Raw genomic sequence first — 25,539 nt, 5'->3', positions numbered from 1 at the left:
AACCGCTTCCAACGCGGCCCGAATCGCGCAAAATAGCGACTCGGTTAGACACCGGTTTCTAATAATTTCCTTGTTTCGCGGGCGGTCGCACTCAATAATAGTACGGCCGTTCGATTTTATTTGAACCCCCGAACGGTTACAGAAAAAGCTATGCGAAAAGGCGAACAGACGCGTGCCGCGATACTCGAAGCTGCATTGGACCTCGCCAGCCGTGACGGGCTGGAGGGGTTGACGATCGGCCTGCTGGCCGAGCGCATGCAGATGAGCAAGAGCGGCGTGTTCGCGCACTTCGGATCGCGCGAGGATTTGCAGGTGGAAGTCGTGCGCGAGTATCACCATCGTTTCGAGAACGAGGTGTTCTTTCCGAGCCTGCGCGAGCCGCGCGGTTTGCCGCGTCTGCGGGCGATGCTGGCGCGCTGGATCGAGAAGCGCATCCAGGAGGTGACGACTGGGTGCATCTACATCAGCGGAGCCGTCGAGTACGACGACCGGCCGGACAGCCCCGTGCGCGAGCAGTTGATCGCGAGCGTGACGGCGTGGCGCGCCGCGCTGCTGCGCGCCATTTCGCAGGCGAAGGAAGAAGGCCATCTGCGCCCGGACGGCGATCCGGACCTGATGCTCTTCGAGCTGTACAGCTTCACGCTCGGCCTGCATCACGACGCACGCTTCCTGCATTCGCCGGACGCCGTGCGCCTCACGTGGGCCGCGCTGGAAAAAACGATTGTTTCGTATCAGAGCGAGAGCCGTTAGCGGCGCGTGATCCGCCCGCCAGAAGCTCGAGCCGATTGCCCTACTTTGGAGAGAGTCATGGGACAGTACGCCGCGCCGTTGCGCGACATGCAATTCGTGTTGCACGAGCTTCTGAACGTCGAAGCCGAAGTCAAGCAGATGCCCAAGCACGCGGACCTCGATGCCGACACGATCAACCAGGTCCTCGAAGAAGCGGGCAAGTTCTGCTCCGAGGTGCTGTTCCCGCTGAACCAGGTCGGCGACCGCGAAGGCTGCACGTACGTCGGTGACGGCGTCGTGAAGACCCCGACCGGCTTCAAGGAAGCGTATCAGCAATACGTCGAGGCCGGCTGGCCGGCGCTCGGCTGCGATCCGGACTACGGCGGCCAGGGGCTGCCCGCGTTCGTGAACAACGCGCTCTACGAAATGCTGAACTCGGCGAACCAGGCATGGACGATGTATCCGGGCCTGTCGCACGGCGCCTACGAATGCCTGCACGCGCACGGCGCGCCGGAACTGCAGCAGCGCTACCTGCCGAAGCTCGTGTCGGGCGAATGGACGGGCACGATGTGCCTGACCGAGCCGCACTGCGGCACCGACCTCGGCATCCTGCGCACCAAGGCCGAACCGAACAGCGACGGCTCGTTCTCGATCAGCGGCACGAAGATCTTCATCTCGAGCGGCGAGCACGACATGTCGAAGAACATCATCCACCTCGTGCTCGCGCGCCTGCCGGACGCGCCGCAAGGCACGAAGGGGATTTCGCTGTTCATCGTGCCGAAATTCATCCCCGACGCAGCGGGCGAGCCGGGCGAGCGCAACGGCGTCAAGTGCGGCTCGATCGAGCACAAGATGGGCATCCACGGCAACTCGACCTGCGTGATGAACCTCGACAACGCGACGGGCTGGATGGTCGGCGAGCCGAACAAGGGCCTCAACGCGATGTTCGTGATGATGAATGCCGCGCGTCTCGGCGTCGGCATGCAGGGCCTCGGCCTCACGGAAGTCGCGTACCAGAACTCGCTGACGTACGCGAAGGAGCGCCTGCAGATGCGCGCGCTGACGGGTCCGAAGGCGCCGGACAAGCCGGCCGACCCGATCATCGTCCACCCGGACGTGCGCCGCATGCTGCTCACGCAGAAGGCCTACGCGGAAGGCGCGCGCGCGTTCACGTACTGGTCGGCGCTGCAGATCGACAAGGAGCTGTCGCACGGCGATGAAGCGGTGCGCAAGGAAGCGGCCGACCTCGTCGCGCTGCTCACGCCGATCATCAAGGCGTTCCTGACCGACAACGCGTTCGAGTGCACGAACCACGCGATGCAGATCTACGGCGGCCACGGCTTCATCTCCGAGTGGGGCATGGAGCAGTACGTGCGCGACGCGCGGATCAACATGATCTACGAAGGCACGAACTCGATCCAGTCGCTCGACCTGCTGGGCCGCAAGGTGCTCGGCGACATGGGCGCGAAGCTGAAGAAGTTCGGCAAGCTCGTGTCCGACTTCGTCGAGGCGGAAGGCGTGAAGCCGGAGATGTCCGAGTTCATCAACCCGCTCGCGGACATCGGCGAGAAGGTGCAGAAGCTGACGATGGAAATCGGCATGAAGGCGATGCAGAACCCGGACGAAGTCGGCGCTGCCGCCGTGCCGTACCTGCGCACCGTCGGCCACCTCGTGTTCTCGTACTTCTGGGCCCGCATGGCGCGCCTCGCGCTCGACAACGAAGCGTCGGGCGATCCGTTCTACAAGTCGAAACTCGCGACGGCGCGCTTCTATTTCGCGCGCCTGCTGCCGGAAACGGCCGCGACGATCCGCGCCGCGCGCGCCGGCTCGAAGACGATGATGGAAGTCGACGAGTCGCTGTTCTGATGCGGCATCGGGCGGAGCGCGCCGCGCTCCGCCCGGACGATACGGTCCAGGTACTCACTACGCTGCGTAGCCCTCACCATCCCGTGCTACGCGACACTATCCGGAGACATCCCGTGAGCAATTTCATCATTCGCAAGGTGGCCGTGCTGGGCGCCGGCGTGATGGGCGCGCAGATCGCCGCGCACCTCGTCAACGCGCGCGTGCCGGTGCTGCTGTTCGACCTGCCGGCCAAGGAAGGCCCGAAGAATGCGATCGCGCTGAAGGCGATCGAGAACCTGAAGAAGCTGTCGCCCGCGCCGTTCGGCGTGAAGGACGACGCGAAATACCTCGAAGCCGCGAACTACGAGGACGACATCGCGAAGCTCGCCGAGTGCGACGTCGTGATCGAGGCGATCGCCGAGCGGATGGACTGGAAGCACGACCTGTACAAGAAGGTCGCGCCGCACATTGCGCCGAACGCGATCTTCGCGACCAACACGTCGGGCCTGTCGATCACGACGCTGTCGGACGGCTTCTCCGACGAGCTGAAGGCGCGCTTCTGCGGCGTGCACTTCTTCAACCCGCCGCGCTACATGCACCTCGTCGAGCTGATCCCGACCGCGCATACGCGCCCGGAAATCCTCGACCAGCTCGAGACGTTCCTGACGAGCGTCGTCGGCAAGGGCGTCGTGCGCGCGAAGGACACGCCGAACTTCATCGCGAACCGCGTCGGCATCTTCTCGATCCTCGCGGTGATCACCGAGGCCGCGAAGTTCGGCCTGCGCTTCGACGAAGTCGACGACCTGACCGGCAGCCGCCTCGGCCGCGCGAAGTCGGCGACGTTCCGCACCGCGGACGTGGTCGGCCTCGACACGATGGCGCACGTGATCAAGACGATGCAGGACAACCTCGCCGAAGATCCGTTCTTCCCGGTCTACCAGACGCCTGCCGTGCTCGCCGAGCTGGTGAAGCAGGGCGCGCTCGGCCAGAAGACGGGCGGCGGTTTCTACAAGAAGGAAGGCAAGGCGATCAAGGTGCTCGACGCGAAGACCGGCACCTACGTCGATTCGGGCGCAAAGGCCGACGAGACCGTCGCCCGCATCCTGAAGCGTCCGCCGGCCGAGCGCCTGAAGCTGCTGCGCGAGACGGACCATCCGCACGCGCAGTTCCTGTGGTCGATCTTCCGCGACGTGTTCCACTACATCGGCGTGCATCTCGAGTCGATCGCCGACAACGCGCGCGACGTCGATCTCGCGATCCGCTGGGGCTTCGGCTGGAACGAAGGCCCGTTCGAAGGCTGGCAGGCCGCCGGCTGGAAGCAGGTCGCCGAGTGGGTGCAGGAAGACATCGCCGCGGGCAAGGCGCTCGCGAACGCGCCGCTGCCGTCGTGGGTGCTCGAAGGCCCGGTCGCCGAGAAGGGCGGCGTGCACACGGCCGAAGGTTCGTGGGCGCCGGCGGCCACGCGCTTCGTGCCGCGTTCGGACCTCGCCGTCTACAACAAGCAGGTGTTCCGCGCGCCGCTGCTGGGCGAAGCGGGCGCCGACCCGAAGACCTACGGCAAGACGCTGTTCGAGACCGACTCGGTGCGCGCATGGGTCGATGACCGCGCGGGCGAGGACGACGTCGTGATCGTGTCGTTCAAGTCGAAGATGAACACGATCGGCCCGAGCGTGATCGACGGCCTCGTGCAGGCGATCGAGCTCGCGGAGAAGGACTACAAGGGCGTCGTGATCTGGCAGCCGACGTCGCTGAAGCTCGGCGCGCCGGGCGGCCCGTTCTCGGCGGGCGCGAACCTCGAAGAGGCGATGCCGGCGTTCATGATGGGCGGCGCGAAGGGCATCGAGCCGTTCGTGAAGAAGTTCCAGCAAGGCATGCTGCGCGTGAAGTACGCGAACGTGCCGGTCGTCGCGGCCGTGTCGGGCATCGCGCTCGGCGGCGGGTGCGAGCTGATGCTGCACAGCGCGAAGCGCGTCGTGCACGTCGAGAGCTACATCGGCCTCGTCGAAGTGGGCGTCGGTCTCGTGCCGGCGGGCGGCGGCCTGAAGGAAGCAGCGCTGCGCGCGGCGGATGCCGCTACGGCAGCGAACGCGACCACCGACATCCTGAAGTTCGTCACGAAGTCGTTCGAGAACGCGGCGATGGCGAAGGTGTCGGCCTCCGCGCACGACGCACGCGCGATGGGCTACGTGAAGCCGTCCGACACGATCGTGTTCAACGTGTTCGAGCTGCTCGACACCGCGAAGAAGGAAGCGCGCGCGCTCGCCGACACCGGCTACCGCGCGCCGCTGAAGGCGAAGGACGTGCCGGTTGCGGGCCGCTCGGCGATCGCGACGATCAAGGCGTCGCTCGTCAACATGCGCGACGGCCGCTTCATCAGCGACCACGACTTCCTGATCGCGAGCCGCATCGCGGAAGCGGTGTGCGGCGGCGACGTCGAGGCGGGCAGCCTCGTCGACGAGGAATGGCTGCTGGCGCTCGAGCGCCGCGCGTTCGTCGAGCTGCTCGGCACGCAGAAGACGCAGGAACGGATCATGGGCATGTTGCAGACCGGCAAGCCGGTGCGTAACTGAGCGACAGGAGTCTGAAATGAGCAAACAATTGCAAGACGCATACATCGTCGCCGCGAGCCGCACGCCGATCGGCAAGGCCCCGCGCGGTGTCTTCAAGAACACGCGTCCCGACGAGCTGCTGGTTCACGCGATCAAGTCGGCGGTCGCGCAGGTGCCCGGCTTCGACACGAAGCTGATCGAGGACGCGATCATCGGCTGCGCGATTCCGGAAGCCGAGCAGGGCCTGAACGTCGCGCGGATGGGCGCGCTGCTCGCGGGCCTGCCGCAGACGGTCGGCGGCGTGACGGTCAACCGCTTCTGCGCATCGGGCATCACCGCGCTCGCGATGGCGGCGGACCGCATCCGCGTCGGCGAATCGGACGCGCTGTTCGCGGGCGGCTGCGAATCGATGAGCATGGTGCCGATGATGGGCAACAAGCCGTCGATGTCGCCGCACATCTTCGACCGCAGCGAGGACTTCGGCATCGCGTACGGGATGGGCCTGACCGCCGAGCGCGTCGCCGAGCAGTGGAAGGTGAGCCGCGAGGACCAGGACGCGTTCTCGGTCGAGTCGCACCGCAAGGCGCTTGCCGCGCAGCAGGCTGGCGAGTTCAACGACGAGATCGCGGCGTACACGATCACCGAACGCTTCCCGAACCTCGCGACGGGCGAAGTCGACGTGAAGACGCGCGAGATCGCGCTCGACGAAGGCCCGCGCGCGGACACGTCGCTCGAAGGCCTCGCGAAGCTGCGCACGGTGTTCGCGAACAAGGGCTCGGTTACGGCCGGCAACAGCTCGCAGACGTCGGATGGCGCGGGTGCGCTGCTCGTCGTGTCGGAGAAGGTGCTCAAGGAGTTCAACCTGACGCCGCTCGCGCGCTTCGTGAGCTTCGCGGTGCGCGGCGTGCCGCCGGAAATCATGGGCATCGGCCCGAAGGAAGCGATTCCGGCCGCGCTGAAGGCTGCGGGCCTGAAGCAGGACGATCTCGACTGGATCGAGCTGAACGAAGCGTTCGCCGCGCAATCGCTGGCGGTGATCCGCGACCTCGGCCTTGACCCGTCCAAGGTCAACCCGGTGGGCGGCGCGATCGCGCTCGGCCACCCGCTCGGCGCGACCGGCGCGATCCGCGCCGCGACCGTCGTGCACGGCCTGCGCCGCCGCAACCTGAAGTACGGGATGGTGACGATGTGCGTCGGCACCGGCATGGGCGCCGCGGGCATCATCGAACGCCTGTAAGCGAGGCGGAGCAGTAACGATCGCGGTGCGCGGGCCACGAGCTCGCGCACCGTTTTTTTCATTCGGATGGGATACAGCCAAGGAGACGCTCGTGACGGACATCCAGGTGGAACGCGCCGACGGCGTGATGACGATCACCATTGCGCGGCCGGCGAAAAAGAACGCGCTGACGGCCGCGATGTACCAGACGATGGCCGACGCGCTCGGCGAAGCGCAGGAGGACAAGGAGGTTCGCGCGATCCTGCTGCGCGGCAGCGACGGCATCTTCAGCGCGGGCAACGATCTCGAGGATTTCATGAAGGCGCCGCCGAAGGACGACAGCGCGCCGGTCTTCCAGTTTCTCGCGCGGATCAGCAGCGCATCGAAGCCGATCGTCGCCGCGGTGCCGGGCATCGCGGTCGGCGTCGGCGTGACGATGCTGCTGCATTGCGACCTCGTCTATGCGGCCGACACGGCGTCGTTCTCGCTGCCGTTCGTGCAGCTCGGGCTGTGCCCGGAGGCCGCGTCGAGCCTGCTGCTGCCGCGTCTCGCGGGGTATCAGGTCGCGGCCGAGAAGCTGCTGCTCGGCGAGCCGTTCGACGCGCTCGAGGCGCACCGGATCGGCATCGTGAACCGCGTGCTGCCGGCGGCCGAGCTCGACGCATTCGCGGCGAAGCAGGCGGCGAAGCTCGTCGCGCTGCCGGCCGCGTCGCTGCGCGTGACGAAGGCATTGCTGAAGAACGCCGGCGGCGTGTCGATCGCCGAGCGGATGGCGGAAGAAGGGCAGCAATTCAGCGCGATGCTGCGCGGGCCGGAAGCCCGCGAGGCGATGACCGCGTTCTTCGAGAAGCGCAAGCCGGACTTCCGTTCGCTGCCGTAACGCGCGGCCGGCGCCGGCGTCGCGCCGGCTGCGCCTCCCACCTCCCGTTTTTCGCTTGCCGGCGCGCGGTTCGATGCGCCGGCGCCCGCCATGCTGCGGCGCATCGTCGCAGCGTTTCCCCCCTCCGAGGTCATTCCCCCGATCGCCGCGAGCCTTGCGCTGAAGGCGCGCGGCCTTTCCCCATCTGACGTTGCCGGCCATCACCCGCGCCGGCATCACGTTCGTCCCCGGCCAGTTTTCGCTCAACTCGGCGAAGTTTGTCCGCGGTCAAGATGCACTGCGGCAAGTTTCCGTACAGTTCGCGCGGCAGGCTGCTGCGGTCGTCACGCGTCGCGCATTGGCGGCGCGCGACCCGGCAGTCCTTCTCAACGACACTCAGGCAAACGAACCATGATCAGACGAATCACCGGCGGTGCGCGGGCGGCCCCCGTCATCGCGATACTGGCGGGACTGGCCGGATGCAACGACCTTCACGTGCTCGATCCCAAGGGCGCGGTGGGCGTCGCGGAGAAATCGCTGATCGCGACGGCCACGTGGACGATGCTGATCGTCGTCGTGCCGGTGATCCTGCTGACGCTGTTCTTCGCGTGGCGCTACCGCGCGTCGAACCGCAACGCGACGTATGCGCCGAACTGGTCGCACTCGACCGCGATCGAGGTCGTGATCTGGTCGGTGCCGACGATGATCATCCTGTACCTCGGCATCCTCACGTGGCGGACCACGCACGAGCTCGATCCGTACAAGCCGCTCGAATCGGCGGTCAAGCCGATCGACGTCGAAGTCGTCGCGCTCGACTGGAAGTGGCTGTTCATCTATCCGGAGCTCGGCATCGCGTCGGTCAACCAGCTCGCGATTCCCGTGGGCACGCCGGTGAACTTCCGCATCACGTCGGATTCGGTGATGAACTCGTTCTTCATCCCGCAGCTCGGCAGCCAGGTCTATGCGATGGCTGGCATGCAGACGCGCCTGCACCTGATCGCCGACGAAGCGGGCGATTACGCGGGCGTGTCCGCCAACTACAGCGGCCGCGGCTTCTCCGACATGAAGTTCCGCACGCTCGCCGAGCCGCGCGAGCAGTTCGACGCGTGGGTGCAGAAGGTGAAGGCGTCGTCCGACCGGCTCGACATGACCGCTTACAGCACGGTCGCGCAGCCGAGCGAGAAGGCGCCGGTGCGCTACTTCTCGACGGTCGATCCGAAGCTGTTCCACAACATCATCGCGAAATACAACGACGGTCACGTCCTCGACCTGAAGGACGCTGCCTGTACGACGAAGGGGTAACGCATGTTCGGCAAACTGACACTTTCGGCGATCCCGTTCGATCAGCCCATCATCATGGGGGCGAGCGCCTTCATGGGGCTCGTCGTGCTGGGCATCGTCGCTGCACTGACGGTCACCGGCCGGTGGAAATGGCTATGGAGCGAATGGCTGACGTCGGTCGATCACAAGAAGATCGGCGTGATGTACCTGGTCGTCGCCGTGCTGATGCTGCTGCGCGGCTTCGCGGACGCGGTCATGATGCGCCTGCAGCTCGCGCTCTCGTACAACGGCCCCGGCTACCTGCCGCCGCATCACTATGACCAGATCTTCACCGCGCACGGCGTGATCATGATCTTCTTCATGGCGATGGCGCTGCTGGTCGCGTTCTTCAACCTGATCGTGCCGCTGCAGATCGGCGCGCGCGACGTCGCGTTCCCGTTCCTGAACTCGCTGAGCTTCTGGATGACGGCGGTCGCCGCGATCCTGATGAACATCTCGCTCGTGATCGGCGAATTCGCGCAGGTGGGCTGGCTCGCGTATCCGCCGCTCTCCGAGCTGCAGTTCAGCCCGGGCGTCGGCGTCGACTACTACCTGTGGGCGCTGCAGATCTCCGGCGTCGGCACGCTGATCACGTCGATCAACTTCTTCGTGACGATCATCAAGATGCGCGCGCCGGGCATGACGCTGATGAAGATGCCGGTGTTCACGTGGACCGCGCTGTGCTCGAACGTGCTGATCATGGCGACGTTCCCGATCCTGACGGTCGCGCTCGCGCTGCTCGGCCTCGATCGTTACCTCGACATGCACTTCTTCACGAACGATGCCGGCGGCAACGCGATGCTGTACCTGAACCTGATCTGGGCGTGGGGCCATCCGGAGGTGTACATCCTCGTGCTGCCCGCGTTCGGCATCTATTCGGAAGTCATCTCGACGTTCGCAAAGAAGCCGCTGTTCGGCTACAAGACGATGGTGTACGCATCGTGCGCGATCATGGTGCTGGCGTTCCTCGTGTGGCTGCATCACTTCTTCACGATGGGCTCGGGCGCCGACGTCAACGCGTTCTTCGGGATCATGACGATGGTCATCGCGATTCCGACCGGCGTGAAGATCTTCAACTGGCTGTTCACGATGTACCGCGGGCGTGTCGAGTTCACGGTGCCGGTACTGTGGACGATCGGCTTCATGGTGACGTTCACGCTCGGCGGCATGACGGGCGTGATGCTGGCGATTCCCGGCGCGGACTTCGTGCTGCACAACAGCCTGTTCCTGATCGCGCACTTCCATAACACGATCATCGGCGGCGTCGTGTTCGGCTATTTCGCGGGCGTCCATTTCTGGTTCCCGAAGGTGTTCGGCTTCAAGCTCGACGAGAAGCAAGGCAAGCGCGCGTTCTGGTGCTGGCTCACCGGCTTCTACGTCGCGTTCGTGCCGCTCTACGTGCTCGGCTTCATGGGCATGACGCGGCGCCTGAACCACTACGACAACCCGGCGTGGCATCCGTGGCTGGTCGCCGCCGCATTCGGCGTGGCACTGATCGCGCTCGGCGTGGTGTTCCAGGTCGCATCGGTGTGGGTCGGCTGGCGCAACCGCACGCAGCCGCAGTATCGCGACGTGACGGGTGACCCGTGGAACGGCCGCACGCTCGAATGGGCGACGTCGTCGCCGCCGGCCGTCTACAACTTCGCGGTGATTCCGGACGTGCACGAACTCGACGAGCTCGCGTATCGCAAGGCGAAGGGCCTCGGCATCGGGCTCGGCAAGAACGTCGCGTACCAGGACATCCACATGCCGTCCAACACGAGCGCCGGCCTGTTCGTCGGTGTCTTCAGCCTGCTGCTCGGCTTCGCGCTCGTCTGGCACATCTGGTGGCTCGCGATCGCGTCGCTCGTCGGCATCGTCGCGACGGTGGTGCTGTACAGCGCGCAGGACAACGAAGGCTATTACATTCCGGCGGATACCGTCCGCAAGATCGAGGAACAACGCGCAGGCGTGCGGATGCGCGCGCCGACGCCGGAAGCCGAACTGGAGGCGAACTGATGTCGTATCAATCTCTCACGGGCGCCGCCCGTCATCCGGCGGCGCACCACCATCCGCCGTCGCACTCGGTGTTCGGCTTCTGGCTGTACCTGATGACCGACTGCGTGATCTTCGCGTCGCTGTTCGCGACCTTCGCGGTGCTCGGCAACCAGTTTGCAGGCGGCCCGACCGCGAAGGACCTGTTCGACATTCCGGGCGTCGCGCTCGAGACCGCCGCGCTGCTGCTCTCCAGCATCACGTACGGCTTCGCGATGCTCGGCGCGCAGCGCCGCCGGCGCGGTGCGGTGTTCGTCTGGCTTGCGGTGACGTTCGTGCTGGGCGTCGCGTTTCTCGCGATGGAGCTGCGCGAGTTCTCGCACCTGATCGCGGAAGGCGCGGGGCCCGGACGCAGCGCGTTCCTGTCGGCGTTCTTCGCGCTGGTCGGCACGCACGGGCTGCACGTGGCCGTCGGCCTGTTGTGGATGGTCGTGCTCGCCGTGCAGATCGCGCGCGGCCCCGGCATGACGGAACGCGACTTCCGGCGCCTGACCTGCCTGAGCCTCTTCTGGCACTTCCTCGACATCGTCTGGATCTGCGTGTTCTCCTTCGTCTATCTCGCGAGCGTGATCTAAATGGCCCATTCGGAACTCATTCACCACGATGAAGCGCACGGCACGGCCGGCGGCTACATCGTCGGTTTTGTCCTGTCGGTGCTGCTGACCGCCGCGTCGTTCGGCCTCGTGATGGGCGGCGTGCTGGCGCCGAAGGCGGCGATCATCGCGCTCGCGGTGCTCGCGTTCGCGCAGATCCTCGTGCATCTCGTGTGCTTCCTGCACATGAACACGTCGTCGAGCCAGCGCTGGAACGTGATGGCGTTCAGCTACACGGTGCTCACCGCGCTGATCCTGATCGTCGGGACGCTGTGGGTGATGCACAACGTCAGCATGAACATGATGTCGCGGTAACCGGCATCCTGTTCACGCATTCGCGCCGTGCCCGTCGCACGGCTGGTTTCCTTTCGGGGGCGCGCGGTCTGCGCGCCTTTCTGCATCATGGTCAATAACGATTCCCAGACACCCGTTCGCGCCGACGCGCCGATGCCGCATCGCAAGGTCATCCGCTCGTGGCTCGTGCCGTTCGCCGCGCGCGAGATCGTGCGGCCGATCCTCCTGCTCGTGCTCGACTACCTGCTGTTGTTCGCGACGTTCGCGGGCGCGCTGCTGATCCCGTCGATCATCGGCAAGATCGTCTGCGGGATGGCGGCCGGCTTCGTCACGGGGCGGCTCTTCATCATCGGGCATGACGCGTGCCACCAGAGCCTGACGCCCGATCGCCGGCTGAACCGCTGGCTCGGCCGCATCGCGTTCCTGCCGTCGCTGACGCCGTACAGCCTGTGGGAAGTCGGGCACAACGTGGTGCACCACGGCTACACGAACCTGAAGGGCTTCGATTTCGTGTGGGCGCCGCATACGCCGGCGGAATACGCGGCGCTGTCGCCGACGCGCCGGCTGCTCGACCGCATTTACCGAAGCGGCTGGGCGCCGGGGCTCTACTATTTCGTCGAGATCTGGTGGCTGCGGATGTATTTCCCGACCAGGACCTATATCGGCGCGTCGCGGCCGGTGTTCCGGCGCGACTGCCTGCTGGTGACCGGCTTCGCGGCCGTGTGGATCGGCGCCGTCGTCTGGGCGGCGCTGGCGACGCAGCAATCCGTCGCGCTGCTGCTCGCGACCGGCGTGCTCGTGCCGTTCCTGTTCTGGTGCTCGATGATCGGGTTCGTCGTCTACGTTCACCATACCGACCCGCGCATCGCGTGGCACGCGAACCGGGCCGAATGGTCGAACGCCGCGCCGTTCGTGTCGACCACGCTGCACCTGACGTTCCCGTTCGGCATCGGCGGCCTGCTGCACCACATCATGGAGCACACGGCCCACCACGTCGACATGAGCGTGCCGCTGTACCGGCTCAAGCCGGCGCAGGCGAAGCTGGAGGACATGCTGCCCGGGCGCATCGTCGTGCAGCGCTTCAGCTGGCGCTGGTACTTCGACACGGCCCGCCGCTGCAAGCTGTACGACACCGACCGCAAGCTCTGGACCGACTATCTCGGCAACCTGACGAGCGAGCCGGCGAGCGGGCCGCTGCCGCCGGCCGCCACGGACGAACCGCCGGCCGCCGTGCCGGAGCCGGCAGGCGCGGCGTCCGCCGCGCAGCCTCACGCGGTGCCGTAATCGACGTAGCCGGTTTCGCGGCAGAAGCTGACGAGCCGCAGGCCGGCCTGCTGCGCAATCGCGATCGCGAGCGACGACGGCGCGGAGATCGTCGCGACCATCGGGATGCCGACGCGCGCCGCCTTGCGCACCAGCTCGTAGCTCGCGCGGCTCGACAGGAACACGAAGCCGTCGGTCGCGTCGGCGCGGGCGAGCACCAGCGAACCGATCAGCTTGTCGAGCGCGTTGTGGCGGCCGACGTCCTCGAACGCCATCCGGATCGCGCCTGTTGCGTCGCACCACGCGGCCGCGTGCAGGCCGCCCGTCAGGCGCGTCAGCGCCTGATGGGCCGGCAGCTCGCCGGCGGCGCGCGCGAGCGCGTCGGGCGCGAGGCGCGCGAGGAAGCCGGTATCGGGCACGCGCTCCGGCGCCAGGTCGAGCAGGTCGATGCTCTCGATCCCGCAGACGCCGCAGCCGGTGCGCCCGGCGAGCGCGCGGCGCTTGTCTTTCAGCGCGGCGAACGCCTGCTGCACGACTTCCAGGTGGACTTCGGCGTGCGGCAGCGGCGCGTCGGCGTGCAGGATCACGTCGATGTCCTTGATGTCGCTGCCGCGCGCGACGATCCCTTCCGAAATCGCGAAGCCGACCGCGAACGCCTCGAGGTCGCGCGGCGTGCACATCATCACCGCGTGCGAAATGCCGTTGAAGACGAGCGCGACCGGCCATTCCTGGCCGACATGGTCGAGCGCCGTTTCGGCGGCGCCGCCGCGCGTGCGGCGCACGGACAGTTCGATCGCGCCGCGCGGTTCGGCGGATTCGGTCGGATTCACTGAGACTCCCGTTCGGTTGACTGGCGCGCGGCCGGACGACGATCGCGTCCGCCGTTCGAGCGCAGAGGTTCTAAAATACCTCAGGCAGGCCGGCCGCGCCGGCATCCGCCACTTCGGGTAACGCCATGGGACTTAGCGACGCACCGTTGCTTTTCAACTTCGAACGCGATTCATCGGAAAATTTCACGTACATCCCGATGATCGTGCGCTTCAATCTCGACCGCTTCGGCTTGCGGATCTCGCTCGAGCAGTGGCAATTGCTGCCGCTCGAGGACCGCAAGCTGCTCGCCCGCTTTCCGGCGGACGACGACACCGCGATCGAGCCCAATTTCGACCACGCGCTGTTCGAGATGCTGCGCACGCACGCCGATCTCGAGCCGAGCTGGTTCCAGCCGGACGAGCAGCCGGCCTGGCGCGGCACCGAGCGGGTGCCGGACGCGCTGGTGCAGCAGAGCGCGCTGGCGGGGCTGCCGGCGCCGGACGTCGCGCAATGGCAGCGGCTCGCGCCGTTCCAGCGCTACGTGCTGGTGAAGCTGTCCCGCAAGCCGAAGCTGAACCACGATTTTCTGCCGGCGATGCGGGAATTCGGGCTGACGGCCGCGCACTGATGCGGCGGCCGAGGCGTGTCATGCCGCGCCGGCGCGCGGCACGCTCATTCGAGCGGCGGCAGCGGGCGCGGCTTGCGGTCCGCGCCGGTCGCGACGTAGGTGAGCGTTGCTTCGGTCACCTTCACGATTTCACCCGCGAGGCGCATGCGCTGCGCATAGACCACGACGTCGACCGTCACCGACGTGTTGCCGGTGCGCGTGACGGTCGCATAAAAGCTCAGCAGGTCGCCGACGAACACCGGCTGCTTGAACACGAACGAATTGACCGCGACGGTCGCGACCCGGCCGTTCGCGCGCTGGCTCGCGGGGATCGAGCCGGCGATGTCGACCTGCGACATGATCCAGCCGCCGAACACGTCGCCGTGGACGTTGGCGTCGGACGGCTGCGGGACGACGCGCAGGGCGGGCTGGTTTTGCGGGAGGGCGAGCGGGGAGTCGGTCATGGCGATGCTTTCATCCTGTAATAAAACGCACCGGCCCGCACGCGCGGCCGGCGAGGCCGCCGACAGCGGCGCGAACCGGCTTCTGCGACAATACAACGTTCGCAAATTGTACGAGAAAGCGGGCGAGCCGGCGGTCGTCGAGCGCGGCCCGCACTGCCGAGCCTCCCATTCCCCATGCGCCGATTTCCCGCTTCCGGCGAGCCCGCGCCGCTTCACACCGGGCCCCGCAACGACTGGCAGACCATCCGTTCGCTGCTGCCGTACCTGGCGACCTACAAGTGGCGCGTCGCGCTCGCGCTCGGCTGCCTGATCGGCGCGAAGGTCGCGAACCTCGGCGTGCCGGTCGTGATGAAGCGCATCGTCGACCATCTCGCCGCGGTGCAGCAGCTGACCGCGCTCGGCCGCGCCGAGCAGTCGGCCGGGATCGTGCTCGCGGGCGGCATCGGGCTGCTCGTCGTCGCGTATGCATTGGTGCGGCTGTCGACGTCGCTGTTCACCGAGCTGCGCGAGATCCTGTTCTCGAAAGTGACCGAAAGCGCGGTGCGGCGGCTCGCGCTGCAGGTGTTCCGGCATCTGCACGGGCTGTCGCTGCGGTTTCACCTCGAACGCCAGACGGGCGGCATGTCGCGCGATATCGAACGCGGCACGCGCGGCATCCAGCAGCTCATCTCGTACTCGCTGTACAGCATCCTGCCGACGCTCGTCGAGGTCGGCCTCGTGCTCGGCTTCCTCGTCGTCAAGTACGACGCGTACTACGCGTACGTGACGTTCGCCGCGCTGGTCGCGTACATCGTGTTCACCGTGAAGGTCACCAACTGGCGCACGCATTTCCGCCGCACGATGAACGAGCTCGACTCGCGGGCGAATTCGCGCGCGATCGATTCGCTGATCAACTACGAGACGGTCAAGTATTTCGGCAACGAGGATTGGGAGGCGCAGCGCTACGACGAGAACCTGAAGCGCTACCGCAAGGCGGCGATCCGCTCGCAGAACTCGCTGTCGCTGCTCAACTTCGGCCAGCAGGCGATCATCGGCACCGGGCTCGTGTTCATCCTGTGGCGCGCGACGCAGGGCGTGCTCGCCGGCAAGCTGACGCTCGGCGATCTCGTGCTGATCAACACGTTCATGCTGCAGCTGTACATTCCGCTGAATTTCCTCGGCGTCGTCTATCGCGAGCTGAAGCAGAGCCTCACCGACATGGACCGGATGTTCGGGCTGCTGTCGGCGGCCAAGGAGGTCGCCGACGCGCCCGATGCGGCGCCGCTCGCGGTGGCCGGCGCGCAGGTGCGCTTCGAGCACGTGAACTTCGCGTACGAGCCGGCGCGGTCGATCCTGCACGACGTGACGTTCACGATCGACGCCGGCACGACGACCGCGGTGGTCGGCCACAGCGGCTCGGGCAAGTCGACGCTGTCGCGCCTGCTGTTTCGCTTTTACGATCTCGACCGGCAGGCGGGCGGCGCGATCCGCATCGACGGGCAGGACATCCGCGACGTCACGCAGGATTCGCTGCGCGCATCGATCGGCATCGTGCCGCAGGACACCGTGCTGTTCAACGATTCGATCTACTACAACATCGCGTACGGCCGGCCGACCGCGACCCGCGACGAGGTGATCGCGGCCGCGCGCGCCGCGCACATCCACGATTTCGTCGAAAGCCTGCCGAAGGGCTATGACACGCCGGTCGGCGAGCGCGGGCTCAAGCTGTCGGGCGGCGAGAAGCAGCGCGTCGCGATCGCGCGCACGCTGCTGAAGAATCCGCCGATCCTGCTGTTCGACGAGGCGACGTCGGCGCTCGACTCGCGTTCGGAGCGCGCGATCCAGCACGAGCTCGAGCAGATCGCGCGGCATCGCACGACGCTCGTGATCGCGCACCGGCTGTCGACGGTCGTGCACGCGCAGCAGATCCTCGTGATGGATCACGGGCGGATCGTCGAGCGCGGCACGCACGACGAACTGGTGCGCGCGGACGGGCTGTATGCGCAGATGTGGGCGCTGCAGCAGCAGCGCGCGGCGGCGGGCGGGGAGGAGGCGGAGGAGGTTTAGGGCCCGTTCGCGGTCAGCGCGCGCCGCGCAGCCGCCTGTCGAGCTCGCCGAGCTGCGCGGGCGTACCGACGTTTTCCCAGATTCCTTCGTACAGCTCGCCGCGCGCGCGGCCGGCCTCGATCGCCGCGCGGTAGTACGGCGTCAGTGCGCGCCGTGTGCCGGGCGCGAGATCGGCGAACATCCGCGTGTCGTACAGGCCGATGTTGCCGAACGTGAAACGCGGGGCGCCGTCGAGCGACAGCCGGCCGTCCGCGTCGAGCGCAAAATCGCCCGCCGGATGGAACGGCGGGTTCGGCACCATCACCAGATGCATCGCAGGCGCGTCGAGCGCGGCCATCTGCGCCGCGCGCGCGGCGAGCGTGCCGTAGTCGAATTCGCAGAACACATCGCCGCTGACCGCGACGAACACCGTCGGCCGGCCGTCGCGCGCGATGAGCGGCAGCGCCTGCGCGATGCCGCCCGCGGTTTCGAGCGCGTCGTCCTCGGCCGAATAGGCGAGCCGCACGCCCCAGCGCGAACCGTCGCCGAGCGCGGCTTCGATCTGCGCGCCGAGCCACGCGTGGTTGATCACGATCGTCTCGATGCCCGCCTGCGCGAGCCGCTCGATCTGCCAGACGATCAGCGGCTTGCCGCCCGCTTCGAGCAGCGGCTTCGGGCAGGTGTCGGTGAGCGGGCGCATCCGCTCGCCGCGCCCGGCGGCGAAGATCATCGCCGTGGTGAGGGATTGGCTCATCTTCAGAACGTATAGCCGACGTCGGGGGTGGCGCCTTCGAGCTCGTCGAGCAGCTTCGCGAACGGCGCGAGCGGACGGTAGCGCAGCGCGACCTTGCGCGCGTATGCAAGGAAGCGCGGCAGGTCCGCGAGGTACTGCGGCTTGCCGTCGCGATAGTTGAGGCGCGCGAACAGGCCGAGGATCTTGATGTGCCGCTGCAGGCCGATCCATTCGAGCTGGCGGTAGAACTCGCCGAAGTCCGGATCGACCGGCAGGCCGGCCTTCTTCGCCTTCTCCCAGTAATACGCGAAGCAGTCGAGCTCGAATTCCTCGTCCCAACTGATGAACGCGTCGCGCAGCAGCGACACGACGTCGTAGGTCAGCGGCCCTTCGACCGCGTCCTGGAAGTCGAGCACGCCCGGATTCGGCTCGCAGACCATCAGGTTGCGCGGCATGAAATCGCGCAGCATGAAACCCTGCGGCTGCGCGCGGGCGCTCGCGATCAGCAGCGCGAAGGTGCGCTCGAGCACGCCGCGCATCGCGTCGGTGACCGTCCTGTCGAGGTGCCGGCCGACGTACCACTCGGGCATCAGCTCCATTTCGCGGCGCAGGAACGCTTCGTCGAACGCCGGCAGCACGCCGGGCGCGGACGTCAGCTGGAAGCGGATCAGCGCGTCGAGCGCGGCGCGCATCAGCGGCCGCGCGGCGAGCGGGGCGGCCGGGTCGAGCACCGAGAGGTACGACGTCCGGCCGAGGTCGGTCACGAGCATGAAGCCGTCGCCGAAATCGTGCTCGAGCACCTGCGGCGCGTGGACGCCCGCGGCGGCGAGCATCTGCGCGACCTGGACGAATTCGCGGCACTTCTCGGGCGGCGGCGCGTCGACGGCGATCAGCGAGCCGTCGGGGCTCGCGGACGACGCGACGCGGAAATAGCGGCGGAAGCCGGCGTCCGTCGATGCGGGCGCGAGGGTGGCGAGATCGAGGGCGTGGCGCGCGGCGAGGGGGCGCAGCCAGGCGGTGAGCGCTTCAAGGCGGGAATCGTCGGATGGGGGCGTCATGAAACTCGGAGGAGGGGGGAACGTCTTGCCATATAATACCCCACGACTTTTTTGACGCGCCCCGCGTCAGCATCCGCCGTGCAGGCCCGCTGCCTGTCGCGCCGTTCGCCCGATCGCCTCCCCTGGTTTGCGCTCAGCCGCAGTCACGGTTCGATTGCGCGGGCCGCGATGCGCGACCGCACGGGTTGACGAGGGGCGATTCGCCAAACGATAGATGCCGCCCAAACCGCTATTCCCGATTGTTTCCCCCGGTGACGGGGCGCCGCGCAAACGGCGGCTCGCGCTCGCGCTCCTGGCCGTGCCGGGCCTCGTGCCGGCGGTGTCGCACGCGCAGTTGACGGGCGCGGCCGCGCAGCCGCAGCCGCTCGATTCGCCGTGGGATCTGCGTCTCGCGCCCCAGCTCCAGGATCATCCGCTGAAGGAAGGGGCAAAGCCGGCCACCTTCGTGATCGCCGACCACACGAGCGGCACGGCCGAGCAGGACCTGGCCGCGAAAGGCACGGCCGAGCTCCGCCGCGGCAATGCGGTCGTGAAGGCCGACGCGCTCCACTACGATCAGGATACGGACATGGCCGATGCGTACGGCCAGGTCAAGGTGGTCAACGGCGGCACGTCGTTCGCCGGTCCCGAGGCGCACCTGAAGATCGAGTCGAACCAGGGCTTCATGACGGCGCCGAAGTACCACTTCAACGCGACGGGCGGGTCGGGCAGCGCGGAGCGCGTCGACATGGTCGACGCCGAGCGCTCGGTGTTCGTCGACGGCACTTACACCGCGTGCCAGTGCGCGGCGCATCCCGCGTGGTACATCAAGGGCAGCCGGTTCGACTTCGACACCGGCGCCGACGAGGGCACGGCCCGCAACAGCGTGCTGTTCTTCCAGGGCGTGCCGATCTTCGCGAGCCCGTGGATGACGTTCCCGCTGTCGGGCGACCGGCGCAGCGGCCTGCTGCCGCCGACGTTCACGTCGAGCTCGGACAACGGGTTCGAGCTGTCGCTGCCGTACTACTTCAACATCGCGCCGAACCGCGACCTGACGCTCACGCCGCGCATCCTCGCGAAGCGCGGGGTGCAGACGCAGGCGACGTTCCGCTACCTGTCGACGAACTACGCGGGCACGTTCACCGGCGAGTTCCTGCCGGACGACCGGCTCGCGCACCGCAACCGCTACGCGATCTACTGGCAGCACCAGCAGAACTTCGGCAGCGGCTTCGCCGGCTACATCAACTACAACAAGGTCTCGGACAACCAGTATCCCGAGAACCTCGGGTCGGTGTCGAACCAGTTCGTCAACGGCACGCAGACGCTGTACCAGCAGGAGGCCGGCCTCACGTACAACAACGGCCCGTGGTCGGTGCTCGCGCGCTACCAGCACTGGCAGACGCTGCCGCCGTCGATCGCGCCGTACAGCCGCGAGCCGCAGCTGAACGTGAAGTACGCGAAGTACAACGTCGGCGGCTTCGACTTCGGCGCGGAAGCCGACTATTCGCGCTTTCGCATCACGACGGCCGACGCGACGCAGGGCGACCGGATCGTCTTCAATCCGTACATCGCGTACGGCGTCTACGGCCCCGGCTATTTCGCGGTGCCGAAGGTCCAGTACCACTTCGCGTCGTACGACCTGAACTACCTGTCGTCGGGCACGCCGAACAATCCGAAGCGCTTCACCGAATCGATCCCGACCGTGAGCTTCGACACGGGCCTGATCTTCGACCGCTCGGTGCGCCTGTTCGGCCAGGATTTCATCCAGACGCTCGAGCCGCGCCTGTACTACGTGTACACGCCGTACCGCAACCAGTCGAATGCGCCGCTGTTCGACACCGCGGAATCGGACTTCGGCCTCGCCGAGATCTACCAGCCGAACACGTTCGTCGGCAATGACCGGGTCGCCGACGCGAACCGCCTGACGGCCGGGCTGACGTCGCGCTTCATCGATCCGCGCACCGGCGACGAGCGCGCGCGCTTCGTGGTCGCGCAGCAGTACTATTTCGCCGACCAGCGCGTGACGCTCACCCCGACTCAGGCGGCCGCGCAGGCGCGGCACTCGGACCTGATCGCGGGCGCCGCGATCAAGCTGGGCGCCGGCTTCGCGTCGGAAACGGCGTTCCAGTACAACCAGAACAACAACCAGCTCACGAAGTCGAGCATCGGTTTCGCGTACAGCCCCGAGGCGCGCAAGGTGATCAACGTCGGCTACCGCTACACGCGGGCGACCGCGACGCTGGACGGCCGGCCGATCAACCAGTTCCTGGTGTCCGGGCAGTGGCCGCTGACCCGCCGCCTGTACGCGGTCGGCCGCTTCAACTACGACTTCGCCGGCAAGCGGATGATCGACAGCGTGGTCGGCTTACAATACGACGCGGATTGCTGGGCGCTCGGGGTCGGTATCCAGCGGTACACGAACGGCGTGGATTCGTCGTTGCAGCGGAATACGTCGTCGCGGATCATGGCGCAGCTGACGCTCAAGGGGCTGTCGACCATCGACAACGGCCTCGTGAGCGCATTCCGCGCCGGGGTGCAGGGCTATACGCCGCTGCCGCCCGCGCCGCCGCCGTTGTCCCGCTTCAGCAACTACGACTAACGCCGGGGCGCCCGCAAGCGGCCGAAGGCGCCGGCGCCGGACCAGCACGATTTCAATGGAGTATCAGTGGCAATGAAGAAAACCCTTCGCTTCGCGGCAGTCGTCTCCAGCCTCGCCGCGTCCGCCGCGCTGCTCGTCGCCGCGCCGGCTGCGGCGCAAGCGCTCGGCTCGCATGGCGCACAGCTCACCGACGAAGTCGTCGCGGTCGTCAATAACGACGTGATCACGGGCCGTGAGCTCGACCAGCGCGTCGGCCTGATCTCGCGCCGCCTGCAGCAGCAGAATGCGCCGGTGCCGCCGCTCGACCAGATGCGCGCGCAGGTGCTGAACCAGATGGTGCTCGAACGCATCCAGGTGCAGAAGGCCAAGGACGACGGGATCCGGATCGACGACGCGGCCGTGCAGTCGACGCTGCAGCGGCTCGCGCAGGCGAACGGCATGACGCTCGACCAGTATCGTGCGCGGATCGAGGCGCAAGGCGTGCCGTGGAACGTCTTCACGGGCGACGCGCGTACCGAGCTGATGCTGTCGAAGCTGCGCGAGCGCGAGGTCGACAGCAAGATCACCGTGTCGGACGCCGAGGTCGCGAGCTACATCGCGAGCCAGCGCGGGCCGAGCGCGTCGCAGCAGCAGGACCTGCGCTTCCAGCACATCTTCGTGAAGGCGCCGACCAGCGCGCCGCAGGCCGACATCGAGGCCGCGCAGAAGAAGGCCGACGCGCTGCTGAAGCAGGCGCAGTCGGGCGCGGATTTCGAGCGCCTCGCGAAGAACAATTCGGAAGCGAACGACGCGAAGAAGGGCGGCGACCTCGGCTTCAAGTCGCCCGGCGCACTGCCGGCCGACGTCGTCGCGGCCGCGTCGCAGCTGCGCCCGGGCCAGGTCAATCCGACGCTGATCCGCGTGCCGGACGGCTTCGAGATCGTGCGTCTCGTCGACCGCCGCCAGAGCCAGGGCGCGTCGGCCGCCGCGCCGAAGATCGTGCAGACGCACGTGCGCCATATCCTGCTGCGCGTCGGCGAAGGCAAGTCCGAAGGCCAGGCGCGCCAGCAACTGATCGACATCCGCAAGCAGGTCGAGGCCGGCGGCGATTTCGCGAAGTTCGCGCGCACCTATTCGCAGGACGGCTCGGCGTCGCAGGGCGGCGACCTGGGCTGGATCAGCCCGGGCGAGACGGTGCCCGAGTTCGAGCGCGCGATGAACAACCTGCAGGACGGCCAGGTCAGCATCCCGGTGCGCACCGAGTACGGCTACCACCTGATCCAGGTGCTCGAACGCCGCGAATCGGAAGGTTCGGTGCAGCAGCAGATGGACATCGCGCGCCAGGCGATCGGCCAGCGCAAGGCCGAGCAGGCGTATGCCGACTGGCTGCGCGAGCTGCGCGATTCGTCGTACGTGCAGTTCAAGCTCGGCGACTTCGGCGCGGCGCGCTGAGCGAGCCGACGATGACGTCGCCCGCGCTGCATATCGCGATCACGACCGGCGAGCCTGCGGGCGTCGGTCCGGAGCTGACCGCGCAGGCGCTGCGCGACGCCGGCGAGCGCTGGCCCGACGCGCGCTTCACGGTGCTCGGCGATGCGGCGCTGGTCGCCGCGCGCGCCGCGGCGGTCGGCGTGGACTGGGCAGCGCTCGTCGCGGCGGGGCAGGTTGCCGTCGCGCACCGCCCGCTCGCCGCGCCCGCGCGCGCGGGCGAGCTGAACGCGGCCAACGGCCGCTACGTGCTCGCGCTGCTCGACGCGGCGATCGACGGTGCGCTCGCGCGCGAATACGACGCGATCGTCACCGCGCCGCTGCAGAAGAGCACGATCAACGATGCCGGCGTCCCGTTCACCGGCCACACCGAATACCTGGCGGAGCGCACCGGCACGCCGCGCGTCGTGATGATGCTGGCGGGCACGGGCGACAAGCCGCTGCGCGTCGCGCTCGCGACGACGCACCTGCCGCTGAAGGACGTGTCCGCTGCGCTGACGATCGACGGGCTGGTCGAGACGCTGACGATCGTCGACCACGACCTGCGGCGCGATTTCGGTCTCGCCGCGCCGCGCATCCTCGTCACGGGGCTCAACCCGCACGCGGGCGAGAACGGCTATCTCGGCCGCGAGGAGATCGACGTGATCGAACCCGCGCTCGCGCGCGCGAAGGCGCAGGGCATCGACGCGCGCGGCCCGTATCCGGCCGACACGCTGTTCCAGCCGCGCTACCTTGCCGATGCGGACTGCGTGCTCGCGATGTTTCACGACCAGGGCCTGCCGGTGCTCAAGTACGCGACGTTCGGCGAGGGGATCAACGTCACGCTCGGCCTGCCGATCGTCCGCACGTCGGTCGATCACGGCACCGCGCTCGACCTCGCCGGCACCGGTCGCGCCGATCCGGGCAGCATGATCGCCGCGCTCGATACCGCCGTCACGATGGCGCGTCACCGCCGCGCAGCCCGGCCTGACGCAGCCTGACTCCCTTTCTCGCGTTTTTCGTTTTTTATAGTCGATGTCGAACAGCAGACAGCACCAGGGCCATTTCGCGCGCAAGCGCTTCGGGCAGAACTTCCTCGTCGATCACGGCGTGATCGACTCGATCGTCACGACGATCGGTCCGGCGCGCGGCCAGCGGATGGTCGAGATCGGCCCGGGCCTCGGCGCGTTGACCGAGCCGCTGATCGCACGCCTCGCGACGCCCGAGGCGCCGCTGCATGCGGTCGAGCTCGACCGCGACCTGATCGCCCGGCTGCAGCAACGCTTCGGCCCGCTGCTCGAACTGCACGCGGGCGACGCGCTCGCGTTCGACTTCCGCTCGCTCGCGGCGGCGGGCGACAAGCCGTCGCTGCGCATCGTCGGCAACTTGCCGTACAACATTTCCAGCCCGCTGCTGTTCCACCTGATGACGTTCGCCGACGTGGTCGTCGACCAGCATTTCATGCTGCAGAACGAAGTCGTCGAGCGGATGGTCGCCGAGCCGGGCACGAAGGCGTTTTCGCGCCTGTCGGTGATGCTGCAGTACCGCTACGTGATGGACAAGATGATGGACGTGCCGCCGGAGTCGTTCCAGCCGCCGCCGAAGGTCGATTCGGCGATCGTGCGGATGATCCCGTACGAGCCGCACGAGCTGCCGGACGTCGATCCGGTGCTGCTCGGCGAGGTCGTGACGGCGGCGTTCTCGCAGCGCCGCAAGATGCTGCGCAATACGCTCGGCGACTATCGCGAGACGGTCGATTTCGACGCGCTCGGCTTCGATCTCGCGCGCCGCGCGGAAGACGTGAGCGTGGCCGAGTATGTCGGCGTCGCGCAGGCGCTCGCCGCGGCGCGCAAGGCCGGGTGACGCACGCAGCGTCGACGCCGGATCGCGCGCCGATCTTCAAGGCTGCCCCGAGGGCAGCCTTTTTCATTTGCGCGCGGGCGCGTTGACGAGCCCGATGCCGATCAGCACCAGCGCCGCGGCGGACAGGAAGCGCCAGCCGACCGATTCGCCGAGCAACAGGACGCCGAACGCAACGCCGAACAGCGGCGACAGGAACGTGAACACCGACAGCCGCGATGCGATGTAGCGGGTCAGCAGCCAGAACCACGACAGATAGCTGACGAACGCGACGATCACCGACTGGTACGCGAGGCTCGCGATCGCGACGGGCGTCACGTGCACGAACGACGCCTGGCCGAGCAGCGCGGCCAGCGCGAGCAGCATCGCGGCCGACACCGCGAGCTGGTAGAACAGCGTCTTGCTGGCGCTCGCGTGCGAGAGCGACGTCGAGCGCACGACGACCGTCGTCGCCGCCCACATCGCGCCGCCGAGAATCCCGAGCGCGTCGCCGGCGAGCCCGGCGAGCACCGATGCGCCGGGCGCGAGCGGCTTCAGGAAGCCGTCGGCGAACGCGAGCGCAATGCCGGCGAACGCCAGGCCGACGCCGAGCCACTGGGTGCGCTGCAGGCGCTCGCCCGGCGTGAACAGGTGCAGGCCGAGCGCGGTGAAGCATGGCGCGGTGTACAGGAAGATCGCCATGTGCGAAGCGCTCGTCAGCGTCAGGCCGAAGAACACGCAGATGAATTCACCGGCGAACAGTGCGCCGGCCGCGAGCCCGGGGACGAACGTGCGGTCCGCGCGGAACAGCGGCGTGCCGCGTGCGCGCGCCCAGCCCCACAGCAGCAGCGCGGCGATCAGCGAGCGCAGTCCGGCCTGGAACATCGGCGGGATCGCGGCGTTCGTGCTCTTGATCGCAACTTGCTGAAAGCCCCAGATCGCGCACAGCAGCAGCATCAGCCCGACCGCGCGCGCGTCGGGCGCGCGGCGCGCCGGAGCGGCGGCAAGCGTGCTCATCGGCGGGCTTCGCCGGTACGGCAGGGCGGGCAATGGGCGCGTGCGGTGCGCGCGAATCGGTGGTTGTGCACGGCGGTCTAGCGGTTGGCTGAGGTGGGCGGGTGAGCGCGCGGGCGGCGGGCGGTGCGTGGGGCGAGCTGCGACGATGTTACCTGATCGGTGTGGCGTGCGCTGCTGCAAGGCGCCGCCGGGCCGGGCGCGCCTCCGGCGAGATCCCCCCGACTCTGGTAGAGTCTGCCGTTCAGGCAAGTCCCCACGGA

General features: G+C 67.7%; 22 protein-coding genes. 17 read left to right on the top strand and 5 right to left on the bottom strand.

What is annotated here, in order from left to right; all coding sequences use genetic code 11:
- Nucleotides 1-150: 150 nt before the first annotated feature.
- The 11 genes from B7P44_RS14930 (at nt 151) to B7P44_RS14885 (ending at nt 12,723) form a co-directional block, all read left to right on the top strand.
- The gene (locus tag B7P44_RS14930; RefSeq protein WP_084905404.1) at nt 151-750 is read left to right on the top strand and encodes a TetR/AcrR family transcriptional regulator; all 600 of its coding nucleotides are present in this window, start codon (nt 151-153) and stop codon (nt 748-750) included.
- A gap of 57 nt (nt 751-807) precedes the next feature.
- The gene (locus B7P44_RS14925) at nt 808-2,595 is read left to right on the top strand and encodes an acyl-CoA dehydrogenase C-terminal domain-containing protein (protein ID WP_084905402.1); all 1,788 of its coding nucleotides are present in this window, start codon (nt 808-810) and stop codon (nt 2,593-2,595) included.
- Between the two features lie 113 nt (nt 2,596-2,708).
- Nucleotides 2,709-5,144, top strand: coding sequence for a 3-hydroxyacyl-CoA dehydrogenase/enoyl-CoA hydratase family protein (locus B7P44_RS14920; RefSeq protein WP_084905400.1), 2,436 nt, complete (start codon nt 2,709-2,711; stop codon nt 5,142-5,144).
- A gap of 16 nt (nt 5,145-5,160) precedes the next feature.
- The gene (locus B7P44_RS14915) at nt 5,161-6,360 is read left to right on the top strand and encodes an acetyl-CoA C-acyltransferase (RefSeq protein ID WP_084905398.1); all 1,200 of its coding nucleotides are present in this window, start codon (nt 5,161-5,163) and stop codon (nt 6,358-6,360) included.
- A gap of 91 nt (nt 6,361-6,451) precedes the next feature.
- Complete coding sequence (locus B7P44_RS14910; RefSeq protein WP_084905396.1) at nt 6,452-7,219, top strand: enoyl-CoA hydratase; 768 nt, start codon at nt 6,452-6,454, stop codon at nt 7,217-7,219.
- 190 nt (nt 7,220-7,409) lie between these two features.
- A complete protein-coding gene (locus B7P44_RS36345) occupies nt 7,410-7,613 on the top strand; it encodes a hypothetical protein (protein ID WP_133117960.1) in 204 nt (67 codons plus the stop codon).
- Nucleotides 7,610-8,500, top strand: coding sequence for a ubiquinol oxidase subunit II (cyoA, locus tag B7P44_RS14905; protein WP_084905394.1), 891 nt, complete (start codon nt 7,610-7,612; stop codon nt 8,498-8,500). Before B7P44_RS36345 ends, cyoA begins: the two co-directional genes overlap by 4 nt.
- A gap of 3 nt (nt 8,501-8,503) precedes the next feature.
- Nucleotides 8,504-10,516, top strand: coding sequence for a cytochrome o ubiquinol oxidase subunit I (gene cyoB / locus B7P44_RS14900; RefSeq protein WP_084905392.1), 2,013 nt, complete (start codon nt 8,504-8,506; stop codon nt 10,514-10,516).
- Nucleotides 10,516-11,127 carry a cytochrome o ubiquinol oxidase subunit III gene (gene cyoC / locus B7P44_RS14895; protein ID WP_084905389.1) on the top strand — a complete coding sequence of 204 codons (612 nt, stop codon included), beginning with the start codon at nt 10,516-10,518 and terminating at the stop codon, nt 11,125-11,127. The genes cyoB and cyoC overlap by 1 nt, the downstream gene beginning before the upstream one ends.
- A complete protein-coding gene (cyoD, locus tag B7P44_RS14890) occupies nt 11,128-11,460 on the top strand; it encodes a cytochrome o ubiquinol oxidase subunit IV (RefSeq protein ID WP_042586271.1) in 333 nt (110 codons plus the stop codon).
- Nucleotides 11,461-11,547: 87 nt separating this feature from the next.
- The gene (locus B7P44_RS14885) at nt 11,548-12,723 is read left to right on the top strand and encodes a fatty acid desaturase (RefSeq protein ID WP_084905387.1); all 1,176 of its coding nucleotides are present in this window, start codon (nt 11,548-11,550) and stop codon (nt 12,721-12,723) included.
- Here the strand turns inward: B7P44_RS14885 and fdhD are convergent.
- Nucleotides 12,708-13,532: a formate dehydrogenase accessory sulfurtransferase FdhD gene (fdhD, locus tag B7P44_RS14880; protein WP_084905384.1), complete on the bottom strand. Its 825-nt coding sequence runs from the start codon at nt 13,530-13,532 to the stop codon at nt 12,708-12,710. The genes B7P44_RS14885 and fdhD overlap by 16 nt on opposite strands.
- Nucleotides 13,533-13,657: 125 nt before the next feature.
- Here fdhD and B7P44_RS14875 point away from each other — a divergent pair, with 125 nt between their 5' ends.
- Nucleotides 13,658-14,140 carry a nitrate reductase associated protein gene (locus B7P44_RS14875; RefSeq protein WP_084905382.1) on the top strand — a complete coding sequence of 161 codons (483 nt, stop codon included), beginning with the start codon at nt 13,658-13,660 and terminating at the stop codon, nt 14,138-14,140.
- Nucleotides 14,141-14,184: 44 nt separating this feature from the next.
- Here B7P44_RS14875 and B7P44_RS14870 read toward each other — a convergent pair whose 3' ends face one another.
- Nucleotides 14,185-14,583: an acyl-CoA thioesterase gene (locus B7P44_RS14870; RefSeq protein ID WP_084905380.1), complete on the bottom strand. Its 399-nt coding sequence runs from the start codon at nt 14,581-14,583 to the stop codon at nt 14,185-14,187.
- Nucleotides 14,584-14,757: 174 nt separating this feature from the next.
- On the opposite strand from B7P44_RS14870, the gene B7P44_RS14860 reads away from it, so the two are divergent.
- Nucleotides 14,758-16,629, top strand: a complete 1,872-nt coding sequence (locus tag B7P44_RS14860; protein ID WP_084905376.1) for an ABCB family ABC transporter ATP-binding protein/permease — start codon at nt 14,758-14,760, stop codon at nt 16,627-16,629.
- 13 nt (nt 16,630-16,642) lie between these two features.
- On the opposite strand, the gene murU is transcribed toward B7P44_RS14860, so the two are convergent.
- On the bottom strand, nt 16,643-17,362 hold the full coding sequence (murU, locus tag B7P44_RS14855) for an N-acetylmuramate alpha-1-phosphate uridylyltransferase MurU (protein ID WP_084905374.1): 720 nt from the start codon (nt 17,360-17,362) through the stop codon (nt 16,643-16,645).
- 2 nt (nt 17,363-17,364) lie between these two features.
- Nucleotides 17,365-18,399: an aminoglycoside phosphotransferase family protein gene (locus B7P44_RS14850; RefSeq protein ID WP_084905372.1), complete on the bottom strand. Its 1,035-nt coding sequence runs from the start codon at nt 18,397-18,399 to the stop codon at nt 17,365-17,367.
- 214 nt (nt 18,400-18,613) lie between these two features.
- Here B7P44_RS14850 and B7P44_RS14845 point away from each other — a divergent pair, with 214 nt between their 5' ends.
- From B7P44_RS14845 to rsmA, 4 genes are all read left to right on the top strand, one after another.
- A complete protein-coding gene (locus B7P44_RS14845; RefSeq protein ID WP_084905370.1) occupies nt 18,614-20,977 on the top strand; it encodes an LPS-assembly protein LptD in 2,364 nt (787 codons plus the stop codon).
- Between the two features lie 72 nt (nt 20,978-21,049).
- Nucleotides 21,050-22,408, top strand: a complete 1,359-nt coding sequence (locus B7P44_RS14840) for a peptidylprolyl isomerase (RefSeq protein WP_084905368.1) — start codon at nt 21,050-21,052, stop codon at nt 22,406-22,408.
- A gap of 11 nt (nt 22,409-22,419) precedes the next feature.
- Nucleotides 22,420-23,424: a 4-hydroxythreonine-4-phosphate dehydrogenase PdxA gene (pdxA, locus tag B7P44_RS14835; RefSeq protein WP_084905366.1), complete on the top strand. Its 1,005-nt coding sequence runs from the start codon at nt 22,420-22,422 to the stop codon at nt 23,422-23,424.
- A 34-nt stretch (nt 23,425-23,458) separates the two neighbouring features.
- A complete protein-coding gene (rsmA, locus tag B7P44_RS14830; protein ID WP_084905363.1) occupies nt 23,459-24,286 on the top strand; it encodes a 16S rRNA (adenine(1518)-N(6)/adenine(1519)-N(6))-dimethyltransferase RsmA in 828 nt (275 codons plus the stop codon).
- A gap of 63 nt (nt 24,287-24,349) precedes the next feature.
- Here rsmA and B7P44_RS14825 read toward each other — a convergent pair whose 3' ends face one another.
- Complete coding sequence (locus B7P44_RS14825; RefSeq protein WP_084905361.1) at nt 24,350-25,279, bottom strand: DMT family transporter; 930 nt, start codon at nt 25,277-25,279, stop codon at nt 24,350-24,352.
- Nucleotides 25,280-25,539 lie beyond the last annotated feature (260 nt).

Origin of the sequence: Burkholderia ubonensis subsp. mesacidophila (assembly GCF_002097715.1) — a bacterium.
GTDB lineage: Bacteria > Pseudomonadota > Gammaproteobacteria > Burkholderiales > Burkholderiaceae > Burkholderia > Burkholderia mesacidophila.
The sequence above is the reverse complement of the archived record's forward strand: the minus strand, read 5'-3'. Positions and strand labels throughout refer to the sequence as shown.

Coding starts and splice junctions, on each gene's coding strand:
- B7P44_RS14930 (WP_084905404.1), top strand. CDS start 151: ATGCGAAAAGGCGAACAGACGCGTGCCGCGATACTCGAAGCTGCATTG.
- B7P44_RS14925 (WP_084905402.1), top strand. CDS start 808: ATGGGACAGTACGCCGCGCCGTTGCGCGACATGCAATTCGTGTTGCAC.
- B7P44_RS14915 (WP_084905398.1), top strand. CDS start 5,161: ATGAGCAAACAATTGCAAGACGCATACATCGTCGCCGCGAGCCGCACG.
- cyoA (WP_084905394.1), top strand. CDS start 7,610: ATGATCAGACGAATCACCGGCGGTGCGCGGGCGGCCCCCGTCATCGCG.
- cyoB (WP_084905392.1), top strand. CDS start 8,504: ATGTTCGGCAAACTGACACTTTCGGCGATCCCGTTCGATCAGCCCATC.
- cyoC (WP_084905389.1), top strand. CDS start 10,516: ATGTCGTATCAATCTCTCACGGGCGCCGCCCGTCATCCGGCGGCGCAC.
- cyoD (WP_042586271.1), top strand. CDS start 11,128: ATGGCCCATTCGGAACTCATTCACCACGATGAAGCGCACGGCACGGCC.
- B7P44_RS14885 (WP_084905387.1), top strand. CDS start 11,548: ATGGTCAATAACGATTCCCAGACACCCGTTCGCGCCGACGCGCCGATG.
- B7P44_RS14875 (WP_084905382.1), top strand. CDS start 13,658: ATGGGACTTAGCGACGCACCGTTGCTTTTCAACTTCGAACGCGATTCA.
- B7P44_RS14870 (WP_084905380.1), bottom strand. CDS start 14,583: ATGACCGACTCCCCGCTCGCCCTCCCGCAAAACCAGCCCGCCCTGCGC.
- B7P44_RS14860 (WP_084905376.1), top strand. CDS start 14,758: ATGCGCCGATTTCCCGCTTCCGGCGAGCCCGCGCCGCTTCACACCGGG.
- murU (WP_084905374.1), bottom strand. CDS start 17,362: ATGAGCCAATCCCTCACCACGGCGATGATCTTCGCCGCCGGGCGCGGC.
- B7P44_RS14850 (WP_084905372.1), bottom strand. CDS start 18,399: ATGACGCCCCCATCCGACGATTCCCGCCTTGAAGCGCTCACCGCCTGG.
- B7P44_RS14845 (WP_084905370.1), top strand. CDS start 18,614: ATGCCGCCCAAACCGCTATTCCCGATTGTTTCCCCCGGTGACGGGGCG.
- B7P44_RS14840 (WP_084905368.1), top strand. CDS start 21,050: ATGAAGAAAACCCTTCGCTTCGCGGCAGTCGTCTCCAGCCTCGCCGCG.
- pdxA (WP_084905366.1), top strand. CDS start 22,420: ATGACGTCGCCCGCGCTGCATATCGCGATCACGACCGGCGAGCCTGCG.
- rsmA (WP_084905363.1), top strand. CDS start 23,459: ATGTCGAACAGCAGACAGCACCAGGGCCATTTCGCGCGCAAGCGCTTC.
- B7P44_RS14825 (WP_084905361.1), bottom strand. CDS start 25,279: ATGAGCACGCTTGCCGCCGCTCCGGCGCGCCGCGCGCCCGACGCGCGC.